This window comes from Nakamurella sp. (genome assembly GCF_048594475.1).
GTDB lineage: Bacteria > Actinomycetota > Actinomycetes > Mycobacteriales > Nakamurellaceae > Nakamurella.
The window spans coordinates 1-17,085 of the sequence record NZ_JBMDXT010000345.1; the positions used below are offsets into that span (position 1 = coordinate 1).

General features: G+C 74.4%; 13 protein-coding genes and 1 pseudogene. 8 read left to right on the plus strand and 6 right to left on the minus strand.

Annotated elements, in window-relative coordinates:
- From ACOJUF_RS15675 to ACOJUF_RS15690, 4 genes and pseudogenes are all read left to right on the plus strand, one after another.
- Positions 1 to 259: pseudogene (locus ACOJUF_RS15675) on the plus strand (hypothetical protein); the annotation flags it as partial.
- 3 nt (positions 260 to 262) lie between these two features.
- Positions 263 to 2,113, plus strand: coding sequence for a selenocysteine-specific translation elongation factor (selB, locus tag ACOJUF_RS15680; RefSeq protein WP_420122762.1), 1,851 nt, complete (start codon positions 263 to 265; stop codon positions 2,111 to 2,113).
- 139 nt (positions 2,114 to 2,252) lie between these two features.
- Positions 2,253 to 3,089, plus strand: a complete 837-nt coding sequence (locus ACOJUF_RS15685; protein WP_420122786.1) for an AAA family ATPase — start codon at positions 2,253 to 2,255, stop codon at positions 3,087 to 3,089.
- Positions 3,090 to 3,195: 106 nt separating this feature from the next.
- Positions 3,196 to 4,395, plus strand: coding sequence for a vWA domain-containing protein (locus tag ACOJUF_RS15690; protein WP_420122763.1), 1,200 nt, complete (start codon positions 3,196 to 3,198; stop codon positions 4,393 to 4,395).
- A gap of 127 nt (positions 4,396 to 4,522) precedes the next feature.
- Here ACOJUF_RS15690 and ACOJUF_RS15695 read toward each other — a convergent pair whose 3' ends face one another.
- Positions 4,523 to 5,500, minus strand: a complete 978-nt coding sequence (locus ACOJUF_RS15695; RefSeq protein WP_420122764.1) for an EamA family transporter — start codon at positions 5,498 to 5,500, stop codon at positions 4,523 to 4,525.
- Between the two features lie 82 nt (positions 5,501 to 5,582).
- Here ACOJUF_RS15695 and ACOJUF_RS15700 point away from each other — a divergent pair, with 82 nt between their 5' ends.
- A complete protein-coding gene (locus ACOJUF_RS15700; protein WP_420122765.1) occupies positions 5,583 to 6,143 on the plus strand; it encodes a CGNR zinc finger domain-containing protein in 561 nt (186 codons plus the stop codon).
- A 168-nt stretch (positions 6,144 to 6,311) separates the two neighbouring features.
- On the opposite strand, the gene ACOJUF_RS15705 is transcribed toward ACOJUF_RS15700, so the two are convergent.
- Positions 6,312 to 7,010, minus strand: coding sequence for a TetR/AcrR family transcriptional regulator (locus tag ACOJUF_RS15705; protein WP_420122766.1), 699 nt, complete (start codon positions 7,008 to 7,010; stop codon positions 6,312 to 6,314).
- A 28-nt stretch (positions 7,011 to 7,038) separates the two neighbouring features.
- Here ACOJUF_RS15705 and ACOJUF_RS15710 point away from each other — a divergent pair, with 28 nt between their 5' ends.
- The 3 genes from ACOJUF_RS15710 to ACOJUF_RS15720 all read left to right on the plus strand — a co-directional run bounded on the left by ACOJUF_RS15710 (position 7,039) and on the right by ACOJUF_RS15720 (position 12,163).
- On the plus strand, positions 7,039 to 8,703 hold the full coding sequence (locus ACOJUF_RS15710; protein WP_420122767.1) for a CocE/NonD family hydrolase: 1,665 nt from the start codon (positions 7,039 to 7,041) through the stop codon (positions 8,701 to 8,703).
- Positions 8,704 to 8,844: 141 nt separating this feature from the next.
- Positions 8,845 to 10,698, plus strand: a complete 1,854-nt coding sequence (locus tag ACOJUF_RS15715) for an acyl-CoA dehydrogenase (RefSeq protein WP_420122768.1) — start codon at positions 8,845 to 8,847, stop codon at positions 10,696 to 10,698.
- Positions 10,699 to 10,897: 199 nt separating this feature from the next.
- Positions 10,898 to 12,163: an alpha-hydroxy acid oxidase gene (locus ACOJUF_RS15720; RefSeq protein WP_420122769.1), complete on the plus strand. Its 1,266-nt coding sequence runs from the start codon at positions 10,898 to 10,900 to the stop codon at positions 12,161 to 12,163.
- A gap of 212 nt (positions 12,164 to 12,375) precedes the next feature.
- On the opposite strand, the gene ACOJUF_RS15725 is transcribed toward ACOJUF_RS15720, so the two are convergent.
- The 4 genes from ACOJUF_RS15725 to ACOJUF_RS15740 form a co-directional block, all read right to left on the minus strand.
- Positions 12,376 to 12,678, minus strand: a complete 303-nt coding sequence (locus ACOJUF_RS15725) for a YciI family protein (RefSeq protein WP_420122770.1) — start codon at positions 12,676 to 12,678, stop codon at positions 12,376 to 12,378.
- A 93-nt stretch (positions 12,679 to 12,771) separates the two neighbouring features.
- Positions 12,772 to 14,415, minus strand: a complete 1,644-nt coding sequence (locus ACOJUF_RS15730) for an FAD-dependent oxidoreductase (protein WP_420122771.1) — start codon at positions 14,413 to 14,415, stop codon at positions 12,772 to 12,774.
- Positions 14,412 to 15,242, minus strand: coding sequence for a shikimate dehydrogenase family protein (locus tag ACOJUF_RS15735; RefSeq protein ID WP_420122772.1), 831 nt, complete (start codon positions 15,240 to 15,242; stop codon positions 14,412 to 14,414). The genes ACOJUF_RS15730 and ACOJUF_RS15735 overlap by 4 nt, the downstream gene beginning before the upstream one ends.
- Positions 15,239 to 17,077: an FAD-binding protein gene (locus ACOJUF_RS15740; RefSeq protein WP_420122773.1), complete on the minus strand. Its 1,839-nt coding sequence runs from the start codon at positions 17,075 to 17,077 to the stop codon at positions 15,239 to 15,241. The genes ACOJUF_RS15735 and ACOJUF_RS15740 overlap by 4 nt, the downstream gene beginning before the upstream one ends.
- Between the last annotated feature and the right edge of the window lie 8 nt (positions 17,078 to 17,085).

Consider the following 17,085-nt stretch of genomic DNA (forward strand, 5'->3'; position numbering starts at 1 on the left):
CCCCGAGACCGACGACGAGGTGCTGCTCGCGGCGATCCTCGCGGCGCTCGGATCGACCGGCCCGCCCGCCGGCGCGGATCCGGTCGGGCGAGCCGGCGGGCCCGAGGCCGTTCCCCGGGCCGCCGGGGCGCACGCGGGCGCGACCGTCGACGCCTCGAACGATGCCCCCGGGCACGATGGCCGCGGGATCGCTGGCCCCGGGATCGACGGCCCCGGGAAGGAAGGCCCCGGGACCGGCCCGCCCGCGGCGGGGGCCTGACGCATGGCCGGCCCGCTGCACGTGGTCGCGACCGCCGGACACGTCGACCACGGCAAGAGCACCCTGGTCCGCGCGCTCACCGGGATGGAGCCCGATCGCTGGGCCGAGGAGCGGCGCCGGGGCCTGACCATCGACCTGGGGTTCGCGTGGACGACCCTGCCGTCCGGCCGGGCGGTGGCGTTCGTCGACGTTCCCGGGCACGAGAGGTTTCTCGGCAACATGTTGGCCGGGTTGGGCCCGGCGCCGGTGGTGTGCTTCGTCGTGGCCGCCGACGAGGGCTGGCGGGCCCAGTCGAGCGATCACCGGGACGCGGTGGCGGCGCTGGGCATCGACGCCGGGGTGATCGTGATCAGCCGGGCCGACCGGGTGACCGACGGCGGCGCGGCCGCCCTCGCCCAGACCCGCGCCGAGCTCACCGGCACGGGTCTGCAGGCGGCGCCGGCCGTCGTCGTCTCCGCGGTCGACGGGCGCGGCCTGCCCGACCTGCGCCGGGTGCTGGACGGTGTGCTGGCCGGGCTGCCGCCCCCGGATCCGGCCGCCCGGCTGCGCCTGTGGGTGGACCGGTCGTTCACCGTCACCGGGGCCGGCACGGTGGTGACCGGCACCCTGGCCACCGGCCGGCTCGCCCGGGGCGACCACCTCCAGGTGCTGGGGGACGGCCCGCACGCGGTCACGGTGCGGGGCCTGCAGAGCCGCGGGCAGTCCCACGACCGGCTCGAACCGGTGGATCGGGTGGCGCTCAACCTGCGCGGCGTGTCGGCCGACCAGGTGCGCCGGGGCGACGTCGTCGTGTCGCCGGACGTCTGGCCGGTGACCACGCGGCTGGACGTGCGCCGGGTCACCGGCCCGGGCCTGACCGAGGCCCCGGAGCACCTGACGGTGCACGTCGGGACCGCCGCGGTGCCGGCCCGGTTGCGACCGTTCGACGACGACCACGGCCGGCTCGCCCTGGCCCGGCCGTTGCCGCTGGTCGTCGGGGACCGGCTCGTCCTGCGCAACCCGGGCACCCGGCGCATCCTCGGCGGCGCCCGGGTGCTGGACGCCGACCCGCCCGAGCTGCGCCGGCGCGGCGCATCCGCCCGGCGCGGTCACGTCCTGGCCGGTCTCGACCCGGCCGGCGACCTGCTCGCCGAGGTCGCCCGCCGCGGGGCCGTCCCGGAGCGGCAGCTGCGACGGCTCGGCCTGCTCGGCGGCTCACCGGGTGGCTCGCCCGATGGTGGGGGGATCGACCCGACCGGCCCCCCGACGCCCCCCGACGGCGTCCTGATGGTGGACGGCTGGTGGGTGCACGCCCCCGTGCACCTGGCCTGGGCCGAGCGATTGCGGTCGGCGCTGACCGACCTGGCCGACCGGGACCCGTTGGCCGACGGCCTGACCCGCGGCGCCGCGACCGATCTGCTGGACCTGCCCGACACGTCACTGCTCGATTCGGTGGTGGCCGCCGCCGGGCTGGAGCAGGACGGGGGTCAGGTCCGCTTGCCCGGCCGGCGCGCCGACCTCGGGCCGGCCGAGGCGGCGATCGCCGGCCTGGAGCACCGGCTGGCGGCGGCGCCGTTCGCGGCTCCGGAGGCCGAGGACCTGGCCGGGCTGCGGCTGGGCGTGCGGGAGCTCGCCGCGGCCGAGCGGGCCGGACGGATCCTGCGGCTGCGGGACGGGATCGTCGTGTTGCCGACCGCCCCGGCGCTGGCCATGCGCGAGCTGGCCCGGCTGCCCCAGCCGTTCACCACCAGCCAGGCCCGGGCCGCGCTGGCCACCACCCGCCGCGTGGCCATCCCGCTGCTCGAGCACCTGGACGCCCGCGGCTGGACCCGCCGGCTGGACGCCGGACACCGCGAGGTCCGCCGGCCCGGCTGAGCCCGCGTCCCCCGCCCGGCGGGCTCGGGGAGGTGCCCGTGCTCCGGGCTGCCCGATCCGGGGCCGCTCGGTACCCTGAGTCGTGACCGAGCCGGACCTGCCCGAGCTGCTGCCGGACGTCGGCGCGCTGGCCGCGCTGATGCGGGACACCGGGTACCTGACCGACGACGGGTTGGCCACGGCGTTGTTCTGTGCCGCCCGGCTGGGCCAGCCCCTGCTGCTGGAGGGTGAGGCCGGCGTCGGCAAGACGTCCGCGGCGCTGGCCCTGGCCACCGCCTTGGACACCCGGTTGCTGCGGATGCAGTGCTACGAGGGCATCGACATCGCCGAGGCCGTCTACGAATGGAACTACCCGCGGCAGCTGCTGGCCATCCGGGTCGCCGAGGCCGCCGGCGGCCCGATCGCCACCGGCGACCTGTTCGACCGCGACTTCCTCATCGACCGCCCGCTGCTGCAGGCCCTGGCCCACCCCGGCCCGCGCCCGGCCGTCCTGCTGATCGACGAGATCGACCGGGCCGACGAACATTTCGAGGCATACCTGCTGGAGATGCTGGCCGAGAAGTCGGTCACCGTGCCCGAGCTGGGGACACTGCGGGCCACCGTGCCGCCGATCTGCATCCTGACGTCGAACCGCACCCGGGACGTGCACGACGCGCTCAAACGCCGGTGCCTCTACCACTGGATCGAGCATCCGGACGTCGCCCGGGTCGTCCGGATCATCCGGTCCCGGGTGCCCGGCGTCGACGAGGCGCTGGCCACCGCCGTCGCCGCCGCCGCGGCCCGGCTCCGGACCCTGGACCTGCAGAAGCCGCCCGGCACCGCCGAGGTGATCGACTGGCTGCGCGCGCTGCAGGTGCTCGGGCACCCGACGCTCGACGCCGACACGGCCGCCGCCACCCTCGGCTCGGTGCTGAAGTACAAGGAGGACCAGGAGGCCGCGATCGCCGCCGGCTTGCGCCGGCTGATCGGTGTCTGACCCGCCGACCGGGCGGCCCGGCGACAGGCGAACCGACGACGGGCGAACCGAGCCGCCGGCCGGCGTCGGCCGAGCCGGCCCCGGCGCCGGCCCCGATCTGGCCACGGTGGGCGCGGGGTTCGCGGGCCGGCTCGCCGCCAACGGGGTACCGGTGCCGGTGCACCGGGCGGTCTGGTGGACCCGCGCGGTGACGGCCGGCGCCCCGGCCACCGTTCCCGAGCTGTACTGGCTCTCCCGGGTCACTCTGGTCGACCGGCCGGACCACCTGGCGGTCTTCGACACGGTGTTCGCCGAGGTCTTCGGGACGCACGCACCGGTCCCGACGGTCCCGCCCGAGCCCGACGCCCCGGCCACGCACCTGGCCGGCCCCCCGGGCGCGCCCCCGGCACCGCCCGACGAGCCCGACGAGCCCGACCGGACCGGGGACGGGGCAAGCCGGCCGGCCGGCCCGACGACCGTGGGCGACCGGGCCGGCGAGCCGGAGGACGAGCCCGACGGCTCCCCGCCGGCGCCGGCCGCGGTCGCCTCCGAGATCGAGTTGCTGCTGGGCAAGGACTTCGCCGAGTGCGACCCGGACGAGCTCGCGGAACTCAACCGGATCGTCGACCGGATGCGCCTGGTGGCGCCGACCCGGCCGGCCCGTTGGCAGCCGACCCTGGGTCCGGGCCGGTCCCTCGACCTGCGGCGCACGCTGCGCCGGGCCGCCCGCAGCGGCGGCGATCCGGTGCGCTGGGTGCGGCGCCGGCGCCGGGCCCTGCCGCGCCGGGTGGTGCTGCTGGCCGACGTGTCCGGCTCGATGCAGGCCTACGCCCGGGTGTACCTGCGGGTGCTGCAGGGCGCCGTCCTGGGCGCGCGGGCGCACGCCTACGTGTTCGCCACCCGGTTGCATCCGGTCACCCGGTCGCTCGCCCGCGGGCCACGCGAAACGGGCCTCACCCGGGCGATGTCGGCCTCGCCGGACGCCTCCGGCGGCACCCGGATCGGGGCGTCCGTCAAGGAGTTCCTGGACACCGGCGGCCGCCGGGGGATGGCCCGCGGGGCGGTCGTGGTGATCGTCTCCGACGGCTGGGAACGGGCCGATCCGGTCCTGCTCGGCGAGCAGATGGCCCGGCTGCGCCGGCTCGCGCACCGGGTCATCTGGGTGAACCCGCGCAAGGCCGCACCGGGTTTCGCCCCTCTGGCCGGCGGCATGGCCGCCGCCCTGCCGCACGTCGACGCGTTCATCGAGGGTCACTCGGCCCAGGCCGTGCAGGGCCTGATCGACGCCATCGCCGACGGCAACTCCCCGCGCCGGCGGGCCCGCTGATCCCCGGGCCGGGCCCCCGCCCCGCCGGGTTCGCTGATCAAATCCGCGGTCGGTGCCGGCTATGTCCGTTCTCGACGCGGTTTTCATCCGCGAAGGGCGCCCGGGCCGGCCGGGGCGGGTCAGCCGGTCAGCCGGCCGGGGTCGGCAGCACCGGCTCGTCGAGTACCTCGCCACGCATTTCGTCGACCCGCACCAGCGCGACGCCGGCGACGATCAGCACCCCGCCGACGAGCTGCACGACCGTCGGCAACTGGCCCAACAGCAGCCAGGCGAAGAAGACCGCGAACAGCACCTCGGTCAGGCCGACGAACGAGGCCAGCTTGGAGCCCAGCTCCCGCGCGGCCATGATGCCGACGACGTAGGCCAGCACCGCGGCGACCAGCGAGAGCCCGACCACCGGCACCCACCAGGGCACGTCGTGGCCGGCGAACACCACGTCGTCGGTGTTCGCGGCGACCGGCAGCACGCCGACCGCGCTGAGCGCCAGCAGGGCGACCGCACCGACCGTCATCCCGCCGCCGGCCAGCACGATCGGCGGCAGCTCGGGATCGCTCTTGGCCGACAGGACGAAGAACACGGCCAGGCCGACGGCGGCGACCAGCCCCCAGAACACGCCGACCAGGTCGACGGTCGCGTCACCGGCCAGATCCAGCACGAGCGCCAGCCCCAGCACCGAGACCACCGTGCCGGCGATGGTCAGCGCCCGCGGCCGCTGGCGGTGCCGGGCCCACAGCCAGCCGACCACGAGCACGATGCCCATGTACTCCAGCAGCAGCGCGACGCCGACCGACAGGTGCTGGACGGCGGTGAAGTACGCGACCTGGCAGCCGGCGATGGCCACGAGGCCGAAGATCAGGATGATCGGCAGGTTGCGCCGCAGCACCCGCCAGCGACCGCGCAGGGCGATCAGGCCGGGCACCAGCAGCACGGCCGCCGCGATGGTCACCCGCGCGGTGACCGCCGACGACGGCGACCAGCCGGCGTCGATCAGCGACCGGGCGAACGCGCCGGAGGTGCCGAACGCCGCCGCCGTCAGCAGCGCGAGCAGCAGGCCGAACCGCGCTCGGCGCGGAGCGGTCGGGCTCGGGGTGTGATCGTGGGTCATCGGACACCTCCCGATTCGTCTCGTCATGGGTCATCGCGGGTTACGCTGATGACACTAGAGTCGCCCGCCATCAGGAGTCAATGTGGTCTTTGCCCATGACACAGAGGTGGCGCTGGCGGCTGCCGCGGCGCTGGTCAACACCGCGCCCGGGGACGACGACCCCGAGGAGCTCGCGACGATCGCCGACCTCGACGCGTTCGTGACGTCGTGGGGGTGGTCCGGACGGCACTGCCGCAGCGCGGAGGAGCTGGCCGCGGTGCGCGCCCTGCGGCCCCGGCTGCGCCGGATCTGGGAGGTCGACGAGGACGGGGTCGTCGAGATCGTCAACGGGCTGCTGCGCGAGTTCCGGGCGCTGCCCCAGCTGGTGAAGCACGACGGGTGGGACTACCACCTGCACGCCACCGACCAGGACGCGCCGCTGCCCGACCGGATGGCGGTGGAGGCGGCCATGGCGATGGTCGACGTGGTGCGCGTCGGCGAGCTCGCCCGCCTGCGCATCTGCCAGGCCCCGGACTGCCGCGACGTGGTGGTCGACCTGTCGAAGAACCGGTCCCGGCGGTTCTGCGAGTCGGGCTGCGGGAACCGGATGGCGGCCGCGGCCTACCGGGCGCGCCGCGGCACCCCCGCGGACGAGCAGCGATGACCGGCCCGGCCCCATCCGCGGCCGGCCCCACCGACCCCTCCCGATCCCACCGGGCCTGATCACCCGCGACCACCGCAGCCCGCCCGGTCGTCACCGACCCGGCCCGACGGCCTCGCGGCCCGACCCGACGCACCGACCGCACCGACCGCACCGGCGCGCACCGGTGCGTCAGCCGGCTCCCGCAGCGTCCGGCGATCGCAGCAGGGTCGCGATCAGCGTGCCGGCCAGCCAGGCCTCGAACTCGTCCAGCGAGTAACCCCGGCCCTCCACCAGCGTCTCGTAGGTCGCCGGGCCGGCCAGCACCAGCAGCGTGTCGACCGCGGCCGACCGGGTCAGCCCGGGCCGCAAGCACCCGTCGTCCAACCCGGCCAGCGCCGCGGTCAGGGTCCGGCGGCGCCCCCGCTCCAGCTCGGCGTGGTCCGTGGCGATCTCCGGGTCGACCGCCGCGGCCTCCCGGTAGAGCCGCCAGACCGGTCCCACCCGCTCGGCCAACGATCGGAAGAAGCTGGCCAGCGCCCGCAGCCGGGTGGCCGGATCGGGCGCGGCGGCGGCCTCCAGCTCGGCCCCCACCGTCGGCGCCCAGCGCCCCTCCGACACCGCGGTCGCCGACCCGGTCATCGTGAACTCCAGGTGCGCGCGCAGCAGCGCCCGCTTGCTCCCCCACGCCGCGTAGAGCGTCTGCAGCGAGACCCCGGCCCGGTCGGCGATGGCCTGCACCGTGGCCCCGGTGTAGCCCCGGGCGGCGAACACCTCCCCGGCGGCGACCACCAACCGCAGCCGGGACCGATCCCGGACGGCCTGACCCGTGCGCTTCTGCCGGCTGGCCGGAGCCGCGCCGGGCGCCGGCGGAGCCGGGGGGGTGGTCATGCGGTCACGATAGCCCTAGAGTCACGCTATGACTCGTAGTGGCGCTCCACAACGTGCCGCCATCATGCTGCGCCGCCTGCTCCGACCACCGGTGACCATCACCGACCCGCCGGCCGGCGCGATCGCGGACTGGGACGTCGAGGTCCCGATGCGCGACGGGATCCGGCTGCGGGCGAACCTGTTCCGGCCGGCGACGGGCGGTCCGTGGCCGGTGATCCTGTGCGCGCACCTGTACGGCAAGGACGACATCCCGCTGCGGCACCGCACCCGCCGCGGCCGCTACCGCGCCACGGTGCAGTACCGCCTGATGCGGACGGCCCCGGTCACGCACTCGGCCTGGACCTCGTGGGAGTCGCCCGACCCGGGCTACTGGGTCGGGCGCGGCTACGCCGTCGTCAACGCGGATCTGCGCGGCTGGGGGCACTCCGGCGGCGAGCCGACGGTGCTGTCCGCCCAGGAGGCCGACGACGTGCACGACCTGATCGAGTGGGCCGGGACGCAGCCGTGGAGCACCGGCCGGGTGGGCATGAGCGGGGTCTCGTACCTGGCGATCAGCCAGTGGGCCGGCGCGTCCACCCGCCCGCCGCACCTGGCCGCGATCTGCCCGTGGGAGGGCTTCACCGACCTCTACCGCGACTTCGCCCGGCCCGGCGGGGTGCTCGAGACCGGCTTCTTCCGGGTCTGGTCGACGGTGACCGAGCGGCGCTCGAAGGGCCGCGTCGATCTGCGGGGGCCGGCGCGACGCCGGCCGATGGTCGACCCGTGGTGGACCGAGCGGAACCGCCCGATCGAGCGCATCGACGTGCCCACCCTGGTCTGCGGCAGCTTCTCCGACCACAACCTGCACAGCGGCGGCTCGTTCGACGGCTTCCGGCGGATCTCCTCACCGCACCGGTGGCTCTACACGCACCGCGGGCCCAAGTGGGCCACCTACTACTCGGCCGACGCGCTGGCCGTCCAGACCCGCTTCTTCGACGAGTTCCTCCGGGACCGGGACACCGGCCTGCGGCAGGAGCCGCCGGTGCGGCTGGAGATCCGGGAGGACCGGACCACCGTCGCCCGGGTGACCACGCAGACCCGGTGGCCGCCGGCCGATATCCGGTGGCGGACCCTGCACGCCCGGGCCGACGGCACACTCGGCGACGACCCGGAGCCGGGGACCGTCACGTTCGGGGTCCGGCGGGGACGGGCCCGCTTCCGCCACCGGTTCGCCACCGACGTCGACGTCGTCGGGCCGATGTCCGTGGTGCTGCACCTGTCGATCGACCGCGGCGACGACCTGTCGGTCTTCGCCGCCGTGCGCAAGGTCCGGGACGGCCGGGAGGTCACCTTCGAGGGCTCCTACGGCTTCCTCGGCGACGGCGTGAGCCACGGCATGCTGCTGGCCTCGCACCGCGCGATCGACGAGGCCCGGTCCCGGCCGGGCGAGCCGTTCCACCCGCACACCACGCGATCGCCGCTGACTCCCGGGATCCCGGTGCGCCTGGAGATCGGCCTGCTGCCGTCGGCCACCCGATTCCGGGCCGGTGACGAGCTCTGGCTGGACGTCCAGGGTCGCTGGTTCCACGGCCGCAACCCTGTCACCGGCCAGTTCCCGGCCGGCTACCGGCGGGTCGGAAAGGGCCGGTGCACCGTGCATCTGGGCTCCGCCGGAGGTGTCGCGCTGCAGCTGCCGGAGCTCCCGGCCCGGTGACGCGGACCGGGCCGGGGCGATCTTCCTTGCACAAGTTACTGGCCGGTAATAACCTGGGTTAACAATGGTCGGGGTGGGACCACCGCCGACCGGATCTTCGAACCGCCGGCCACGCGACTCGATCTCCAAGGGAGCTCAAGGATGAGCCATTACCGTTCCAACCTCCGCGACCTGGAGTTCAACCTCTTCGAGGTGCTCGGCGCCGGCCAACGGATGGGCCGGGGCCCGTTCGCCGAGATGGACGCCGACACCGCCCGCGACGTGCTGCACCAGTTCGAGGAGGTCGCGGCCGGTCCGGTCGCCGCGTCCTTCGTCGACTCCGACCGCCATCCCCCGGTCTACGACCCGGCCACCTTCAGCGTCACGCTGCCCGAGTCGTTCAAGAAGTCCTACGCGGCCATCCGCGACGGCGAGTGGTACCGCCTGGAGCTGCCCACCGAGCTGGGCGGCTACGGCGCCTCCCCGAGCCTGCGCTGGGCCGCCGCCGAGCTGATCCTGGGCGCCAACCCGGCCCTGTTCATGTACTCCGGCGGGCCGAACTTCGGCGCGGTCCTGCACCGCAACGGCACTCCCGAGCAGCAGCAGATGGCGATGACGATGATCGAGAAGCAGTGGGGCTCGACGATGGTGCTGACCGAGCCGGACGCCGGCAGCGACGTCGGCGCGGGCCGGACGAAGGCCGTCCGGCAGCCCGACGGGACCTGGCACCTGGAGGGCGTCAAGCGTTTCATCACTTCGGCCGAGCAGGACCTGACCGAGAACATCGTGCACCTGGTGCTCGCCCGGCCGGAGGGTGACGGCATCGAGAGCCGGCCCGGCACCAAGGGTCTGAGCCTGTTCATCGTGCCCAAGTTCCACTTCGACCCCGCGACCGGCGAACTCGGCGAGCGCAACGGCGTCTACGTCACCAACGTGGAACACAAGATGGGGCTGAAGGTCTCGACGACCTGCGAGCTGTCGTTCGGCATCAACGGCACCCCGGCGGTCGGCTACCTGCTGGGCGAGAAGCACGACGGCATCGCGCAGATGTTCCAGGTGATCGAGTACGCCCGGATGATGGTCGGCACCAAGGCGATCGCCACCCTGTCCACCGGTTACCTCAACGCCCTGGCCTACGCCAAGGAGCGGGTGCAGAGCGCCGACCTGACCCGGGCCGCCGACAAGACCGCCCCGCGGGTGACGATCATCCACCACCCGGACGTGCGGCGAATCCTCATGCGGCAGAAGGCCTATGCCGAGGGCCTGCGGGCGGTCTACCTGTACACCGCGTCCTGGCAGGACCGCATCGCCGGCGGTGAGCTCGACGGGGCCGACCTGGCCACGGCCGTGCACGTCAACGACCTGCTGCTGCCCATCGTCAAGGGCGTCGGATCCGAGCGGGCGTACGAGAACCTGGCCCTGTCCCTGCAGGTGTTCGGCGGCTCCGGCTACACCCAGGACTACCCGATCGAGCAGTACATCCGGGACGCCAAGATCGACACCCTGTACGAGGGCACCACCGCGATCCAGGCTCAGGACTTCTTCTTCCGCAAGATCGTCAAGGACAACGGGGTCGCCCTCGGCACCGTGGCCGGGGAGATCGCCGCGTTCGTCCGGACCAGCCTGTCCGAGACCACCGACGGGCGCCTCAAGGAGGAGCTGGGCCTGCTCGGGACCGCCCTGGCCGACGTGCAGGCGATGGTCGCCACCCTCGTCGGCTACGCGATGCAGGCGATGCGCGAGCCCGAGTCGGTCTACAAGGTCGGCGAGCACGCCGTCGCCCTGCTGATGAGCGTGGGCGACCTGATGATCGGCTACCTGCTGCTGCGGCAGGCGCTGGTCGCGCAGGCGGCGCTCGACGCCGGCGCCGCGCCCAAGGACGCCGACTTCTACGCCGGCAAGCTGGCCGTGGCCCGCTGGTTCTCCCGGTCGGTGCTGCCCGAGCTGACCGCCCGGCGGGGCGTCATCGAGCACGCCGATCTGTCGCTGATGGAGGTCGCCGAGGCGGCCTTCTGACCGCACCGTCGTTCCACCGCCTGTCCCGAGCGCCCCGCGTCCTTCCCGACGCGGGGCGTTTCGGCGTTCCGGGCCCGGATGTCCGCGGGAAATTGGTCATTGACCGGTGAGCCGACAGCCCCTAGTCTCTTGGTCAGACCACATATGGTCAGACCATATGTACCCACCGTCCAATTCACCGTCGAAAAGGAATCCCTGCATGGTCAAGCGCCAGTTCCCCAAGCCCGCCGAGCTCGCCGAGCTGATGAAGTTCAAGAAGCCGGAGCTGAACGGCCGCAAGCGTCGTCTGGACAAGGCGCTGACGATCTACGACCTGCGCACGATCGCCAAGCGACGCACGCCGGCCGCGGCATTCGACTACACCGACGGGGCCGCCGAGGCCGAGCTGTCGCTGAGCCGGGCGCGGAAGGCGTTCGAGGACGTCGAGTTCCACCCCGACATCCTGCGTCCCGCGCCGAACGTGAACACCGCCACCACCATCCTGGGCGACACCAGCGCCCTGCCGTTCGGCATCGCCCCCACTGGGTTCACCCGCCTCATGCACACCGAGGGCGAGATCGCCGGGGCCGGCGCCGCCGGCGCGGCCGGCATCCCGTTCACCCTGTCGACCCTGGGCACCTCGTCCATCGAGGACGTCAAGGCGGCGAACCCGCACGGCCGCAACTGGTTCCAGCTCTACGTCATGCGGCAGCGGGAGATCTCCTACGGGCTGGTCGAGCGGGCCGCCCGGGCCGGCTTCGACACCCTGATGTTCAACGTGGACACCCCGGTGGCCGGCTACCGGATGCGGGACAAGCGCAACGGCTTCTCCATCCCGCCGCAGCTGACCCCGGGCACCATCCTCAACGCCCTGCCCCGGCCGTGGTGGTGGATCGACTTCCTCACCACCCCGACCCTGGAGTTCGCCTCGTTGTCCTCCACCGGCGGCACCGTCGGGGACCTGCTCAACTCGGCGATGGACCCGACCATCTCCTACGACGACCTGAAGGTCATCCGCGAGATGTGGCCCGGCAAGCTGCTGGTCAAGGGCGTGCAGAACGTGCCCGACGCCGTGCGGCTGATCGACGAGGGCGTCGACGGCATCATCCTGTCCAATCACGGCGGGCGGCAGCTCGACCGCGCGCCGATCCCGTTCCACCTGCTCCCGCAGGTCGTCCGCGAGGTCGGCCGGGACGCCACCGTCATGATCGACACCGGCATCATGAACGGCGCCGACATCGTCTCGTCGATCGCCCTGGGTGCGAAGTTCACCCTGGTCGGCCGGGCCTACCTGTACGGCCTCATGGCCGGCGGCCGCCGGGGCGTTGACCGGAAGTTCGCCATCCTGCGCAGCGAGATCGAGCGCACCATGGCCCTGCTCGGCGTCTCCACGCTGGACGAGCTGGAACCGCGCCATGTCACCCAGCTGACCCGGCTCGTGCCCGTCGCGACCCCGCTCGCGCAGGCCGCGGCCGCGCTGGCCTGACCGCACCCTCGCTCCCGGCGCCCCGCCCCCGTTCATCCGGAGGCGGGGCGCCGCCGTCCGCCCCACCCGGGTTCGCTGATCAAAGCCGCGGCTGGCGTCGGATATGTCCGGTCTTGGCGCGGGTTTGATCAGCGAAGGCGCGGGGCGGCCACGGGTTCGCTGATCAAAGCCGCGGCTGGCGTCGGATATGTCCGGTCTTGGCGCGGGTTTGATCAGCCAACCGCGGTGGGGGTCAGCTTGGCCGCGCCGAAGAACGGGCTCCAGCCGCGGATCTGCCGGTCGGCGATCAGGCCAAGGCCCCAGAACGGATCGCCGTCGAGCAGGGCGGCGACGTGCGCCTCGTCGTCGGCGTCCAGGATCAGCAGGGCGCCGGGGCCGCCGGTGGTCAGCGGCCCGCTGATGACGATGCGCCCCTGCTCGAACAGCGAGGCCAGGTAGTCCTTGTGCCGCGGCCGGTGCTCGTCCAGCCGGGCGGGGTCGTCGGCGTAGCGGTAAAGGACGGCGTGCAGGGCCATCGGGAGTCCTTTCGGTGGGGTCGGGGTCGTCAGCGGGTGCCGTCAGCGGGTGCCGTCGGCGGGTGTCCTCGGCGGGGTCGGCAGCAGGTGCCGTCAGCGGGTGCCGGCGAGCGCGCGGCCGACGGCGTAGGCGCGGGTGATCGCCGAGCCGAGGGTGGCGCCGCCGCCGGGGTAGGCGTCGGCGAAGACGGTGGCGGCCACGTTGCCGGCGGCGTAGAGGCCGCCGACCGGCTCGCCCCGCCGGTCCAGCACCCGGCCGGCCTCGTCGGTGACGAGCCCGCCACAGGTGCCCAGGGTGCCGGGCCGGATCGGGACGGCGTGGAACGGGCCGTCGGCCAGCGGCGCCAGGCACGGGTGCGGCCGCCGCGGGTCGCCCAGGTACCGGTCGGCGGCGCTCTCCCCCCGGTGGAACAGCGGGTCCCGCCCGTCGGCGGCGTCCTTGTTGAACTCCGTGACGGTCTGCGCCAGCGCGAACGGGTCGATGCCCAGGGCCTGCGCCAGCTCCTCGACGGTCGATCCGCTCACCGCCCAGTCCGGCACCCGGCCGGCCGGCGTGCCGCCGATGGAGTACCGCTCGACGTAGCCGCTGTCCACGATCAGCCAGGCCGGGATGTTGGCGTGGGCGCCGGTGGTCGGGTCGATCGTGCGGAACACCTTGTTCAGGTCGTGGTAGTTGACGGCCTCGTTGACGAACCGCCGGCCGGCGGCGTTCACCATGATCGACCCGGGCAGGGTCAGCTCGACGTTGGCCATCCGGCCGGACGGCCGGCCGTCGTAGACGTGGGCGGGGTCCTGGAGCACCGGCACGCCCCAGACCGCGCGCATCACGTCGACGGCGCCGCCCGCGGCCAGGCCCAGCTCCAGCCCGTCCCCGGTGTTGCCGGGGGCGCTGATCGGGGTCACCGGGTTCGGCAGAAACGCCTGCTGCAGCCGCGGGTTCCACTCGAACCCGCCGGTGGCCAGCACGACGGCACCCGCGCTCACGGGGCCCTGCCCCGTGGTCAGGTCCCAGCCGTCGGCGGTCCGCCGCAGGTCGTCGACACCGCAGCCGGCGAGCACCTCGACGCCGCGATCCGCGGCCGACACGAGCAGCGCCGCGATCAGCGCACCGCCCATCGTCCGGGTGCCGTCGGCGTCCCGGCGGGCGATCAGCTCGGCGTCGAACCCGCTGGCCGCCATGGCATCCCGTTCGGTCATGGTCAGCGACGGGAAGTACGTCGGCGGGCGGATGCGGGCGGTCAGGCCGGGATGCGCGGTGCCGTCGAACGGCAGGTTGTCCAGCCCCCGGCCGCGCGCCGCACCGGCCCACTCGGTGTGGTAGTCGGGCCTCGGCAGCGCGGTGAGCCGGACCCGCGTGTGCTCGTCGAGCCAGCGCACGGCCTGGCCCGCGGTCTCGATGTACCAGCGCAGGACGTCGGCCGGCACCGTCCCGCCGGTGGCCGCGGTCAGGTAGGTCAACGCGGCCGGCGCCGAGTCGGGGAACTCCGGCCCCATCAGGTGGTGGTTGGGCATCCAGGCGACGCCGCCGGAGATCGCGGACGTGCCGCCCAGCAGGTCGGCCTTCTCCAGCACGACGACGGAACGCCCGCCGTCGGCGGCCCGGCAGGCGGCGACCAGGCCGGCCGCCCCGCTGCCGACGACCGCGACGTCCACGCGGCGGGGCGGGCCGGGCGGGACGGCCACGCAGATCGGTCCGGAGGCAGGGGCGGAGATCGGCCCCGGGTTCGACGCGGTCATGCCGGATCACCCCCGGCCAGCAGGCCATCGGCGACCAGGAAGTCGGTGATCAGCTCGGACACCGCGGCGAACATGTCGGATCCGGTCGAAGTGCCGCAGCCCAGCGCACGGGCGGCCTCGATCAGCGGCGGCACCGCGGGCCGGGTGACGACGTCGGCGACGAAGGTGGACGGCGAGAGCCGGGCCACGTCGACCGGAAGCGGATCCCCGGGCCGCATGCCCATCGGCGTGGCGTGGGCGACGAGGTCGAAGCCGGTCGGATCGTCCGACCCGGCGCCGACCCGGTTCCCGAAGCGCTCCCGGAGCCGGGTGATCAGCGCGTCGCGGCGGGCCGGATCGGCGTCGTGCAGGGCCAGGTACGCGGCGCCCGCCTCCAGCAGGGCCAACGCGATCGCGGTCCCGGCCCCGCCGGCACCGATCTGCAGCACGCGGGCGCCGCGCGGGTCGCCGCCGTTGGCGATGACGGCGGCGACGTAGGCCGCGCCGTCGACCTGGTCGCCGTGCAGCGTTCCGTCGGGGTTGCGCCGGGCGACGTTGACCGAGCCGAGGAACGCGGCCCGGTCGGTGAGCGTGGCGCAATGCGGCGTCAGGCCGAACTTGTGCGGCACGGTGGCGATGACGCCGGCGATGCTGCCGGACGGGAGCAGGCCGGCGATCAGCGCGTCCAGGTGCTCACCGGTGATCTGCAGGGGCACGACGACCGCGGGGCGGCCACGGGCGGCGAACGCCCGGGTGATGCCGTCCGGGGACTTCACCTGGGCGATCGGGTCACCCACGATGGGCACGACGAGGGTCTCGCCGGACAGCGGCGGGTAGGCGGTGGTCACGGGGTCTCCACGGAGGTCAGGGGGCGCCGGGTGCGATCGGCCGGCGGGGCGGTGGTCGCAGCGGGGGTCGCAGCGGTGGTCGGGGCGGCCAGGGCGATGGACGGGGACGCGGCGGCGGCGTGCCGGGCGGCGACCCACCCGAAGGTCAGCCCACCACCGACCTGGCAGCCGGCACCGGGGTACTCGGCGGCGCTCATCGACGCGGCGTCGTTGCCGCAGGCGTACAGCCCGGGAATCGGGGTGCCGGCGGCATCCAGCACCTGGGCGTCGCCGTCGGTGCGCAGGCCCAGCGCCGTGCCCAGCGGCGTCGGGAGCACCGCGATCGCGTAGAACGGCGCCCGCTCGATGGGGCCGAGGCTGGGATTGGGACGGTGCCCGGGATCGCCGTACTGCAGGCCGAACGGGCTGGTGCCCTTGCCGAACCCGGTGTCCACCCCGGTGGCCGCGGCCCGGTTGTTCTCGGCGACCGTCCGGGCCAGCCCGGCGGTGTCGACCCCGATCCGCGCGGCGAGCTCGCCGATCGTGGGGGCGGTGTGCAGGTAGCCGCGGGCCAGGTACTTGCGCAGGAGGGGCCGCGGCAGGTGGGGCCGGATCATCCCCAGCCCGTACCGGTGCAGCGACCGGGAGTCGATCACCAGCCACGCCGGGATCGCGTCCGCGGCGTACATGGCCCGCACGAACCGGTGGTACGACACGGACTCGTCGACGAACCGGCGGCCGGCGGCGTCGACCGCGACGATGCCGGGCTTGGACCGGTCCCAGATGTGCGGGAAGACCGCGACCGAGCCGTCCTTCCGGCGGGCCACGGAGGAGGGGAACCAGAACGCGTTGTCGTCCTGCGGCGCGCTCAACGCCCCGCCGACGGACTGCCCGAGCGACAGGGTGTCGCCGGTCGAGCCCTCGGCGGCCCGGGTGTACTGCGGCGTCAGGTGCGGCAGGTGCTCGCTGCGCCACCGGGGTCCGGCGGCGAACCCGCCACCGGCCAGCACCACGCCGCGCCGCGCCCGGACCCGCAGCTCGCGGCCGCCGTAGGCCACGACGGCGCCGACGACCCGGCCGTCCGGGCCGGTCTCCAACCGGGTGGCGGTGGCGTGGAACCAGACCCGGCCGTCGCGCTCCAGCAGCCGGTGGAACAGGGCGGCGACGAGGGCGTTGCCCATCGCCAGCCGGGTGCCGCGGCGGTAGGTCAGCCGGTCCCGGGCCCACCGCGCGCCCAGCCGCAGCGCGAGCGGCAGCGCCTTCGGCGACCCCTCCAGCAGCGTGAGCAGCTGGTTGACCTCGGCCCGACGGACCATCATCGTGCCGCCGAACAGGGCGAACTCGGGCACCGGCGGCCGGACGCGGCCGAAGTTCTCCCGGCCCAGGATCCGGCCGTCGAACGTCTGCGGTTCCAACGCCCGGCCACCCAGGCTCGCTCCCTCGATCTCGGGGTGGTAGTCGACGACGGTCCTGGAGTGCCAGAACCGCACGCCGATCCGGTCGAAGTAGTCGACCGCCCTCCTGCCGTTGCGCAGGTAGGACTCGCGCAGCTCGCGGGGCGCCTTGTCACCGACCAGGCGGTCCAGGTACCCGGCGGCGACCTGCGCGTCGTCGGTGACCCCGGCCGCCCGCTGGAAGTGGTTGTCGGGGATCCAGCAGGTCCCGGCGGAGTAGGCGGTGGTGCCGCCGAGGAACTCGGTCTTCTCCAGGACCAGGACCGACAGGCCCTCGTGCGCACCGGTCACGGCGGCCGAGAGGCCGCCGGCCCCGGTCCCCAGCACGAGCAGGTCGACCTGCTCGTCCCACGGTGCGGCAGGGTCGGAATGCGGGCTGACGTCGGTGTCGGTGGCTGGCATGGATCGAC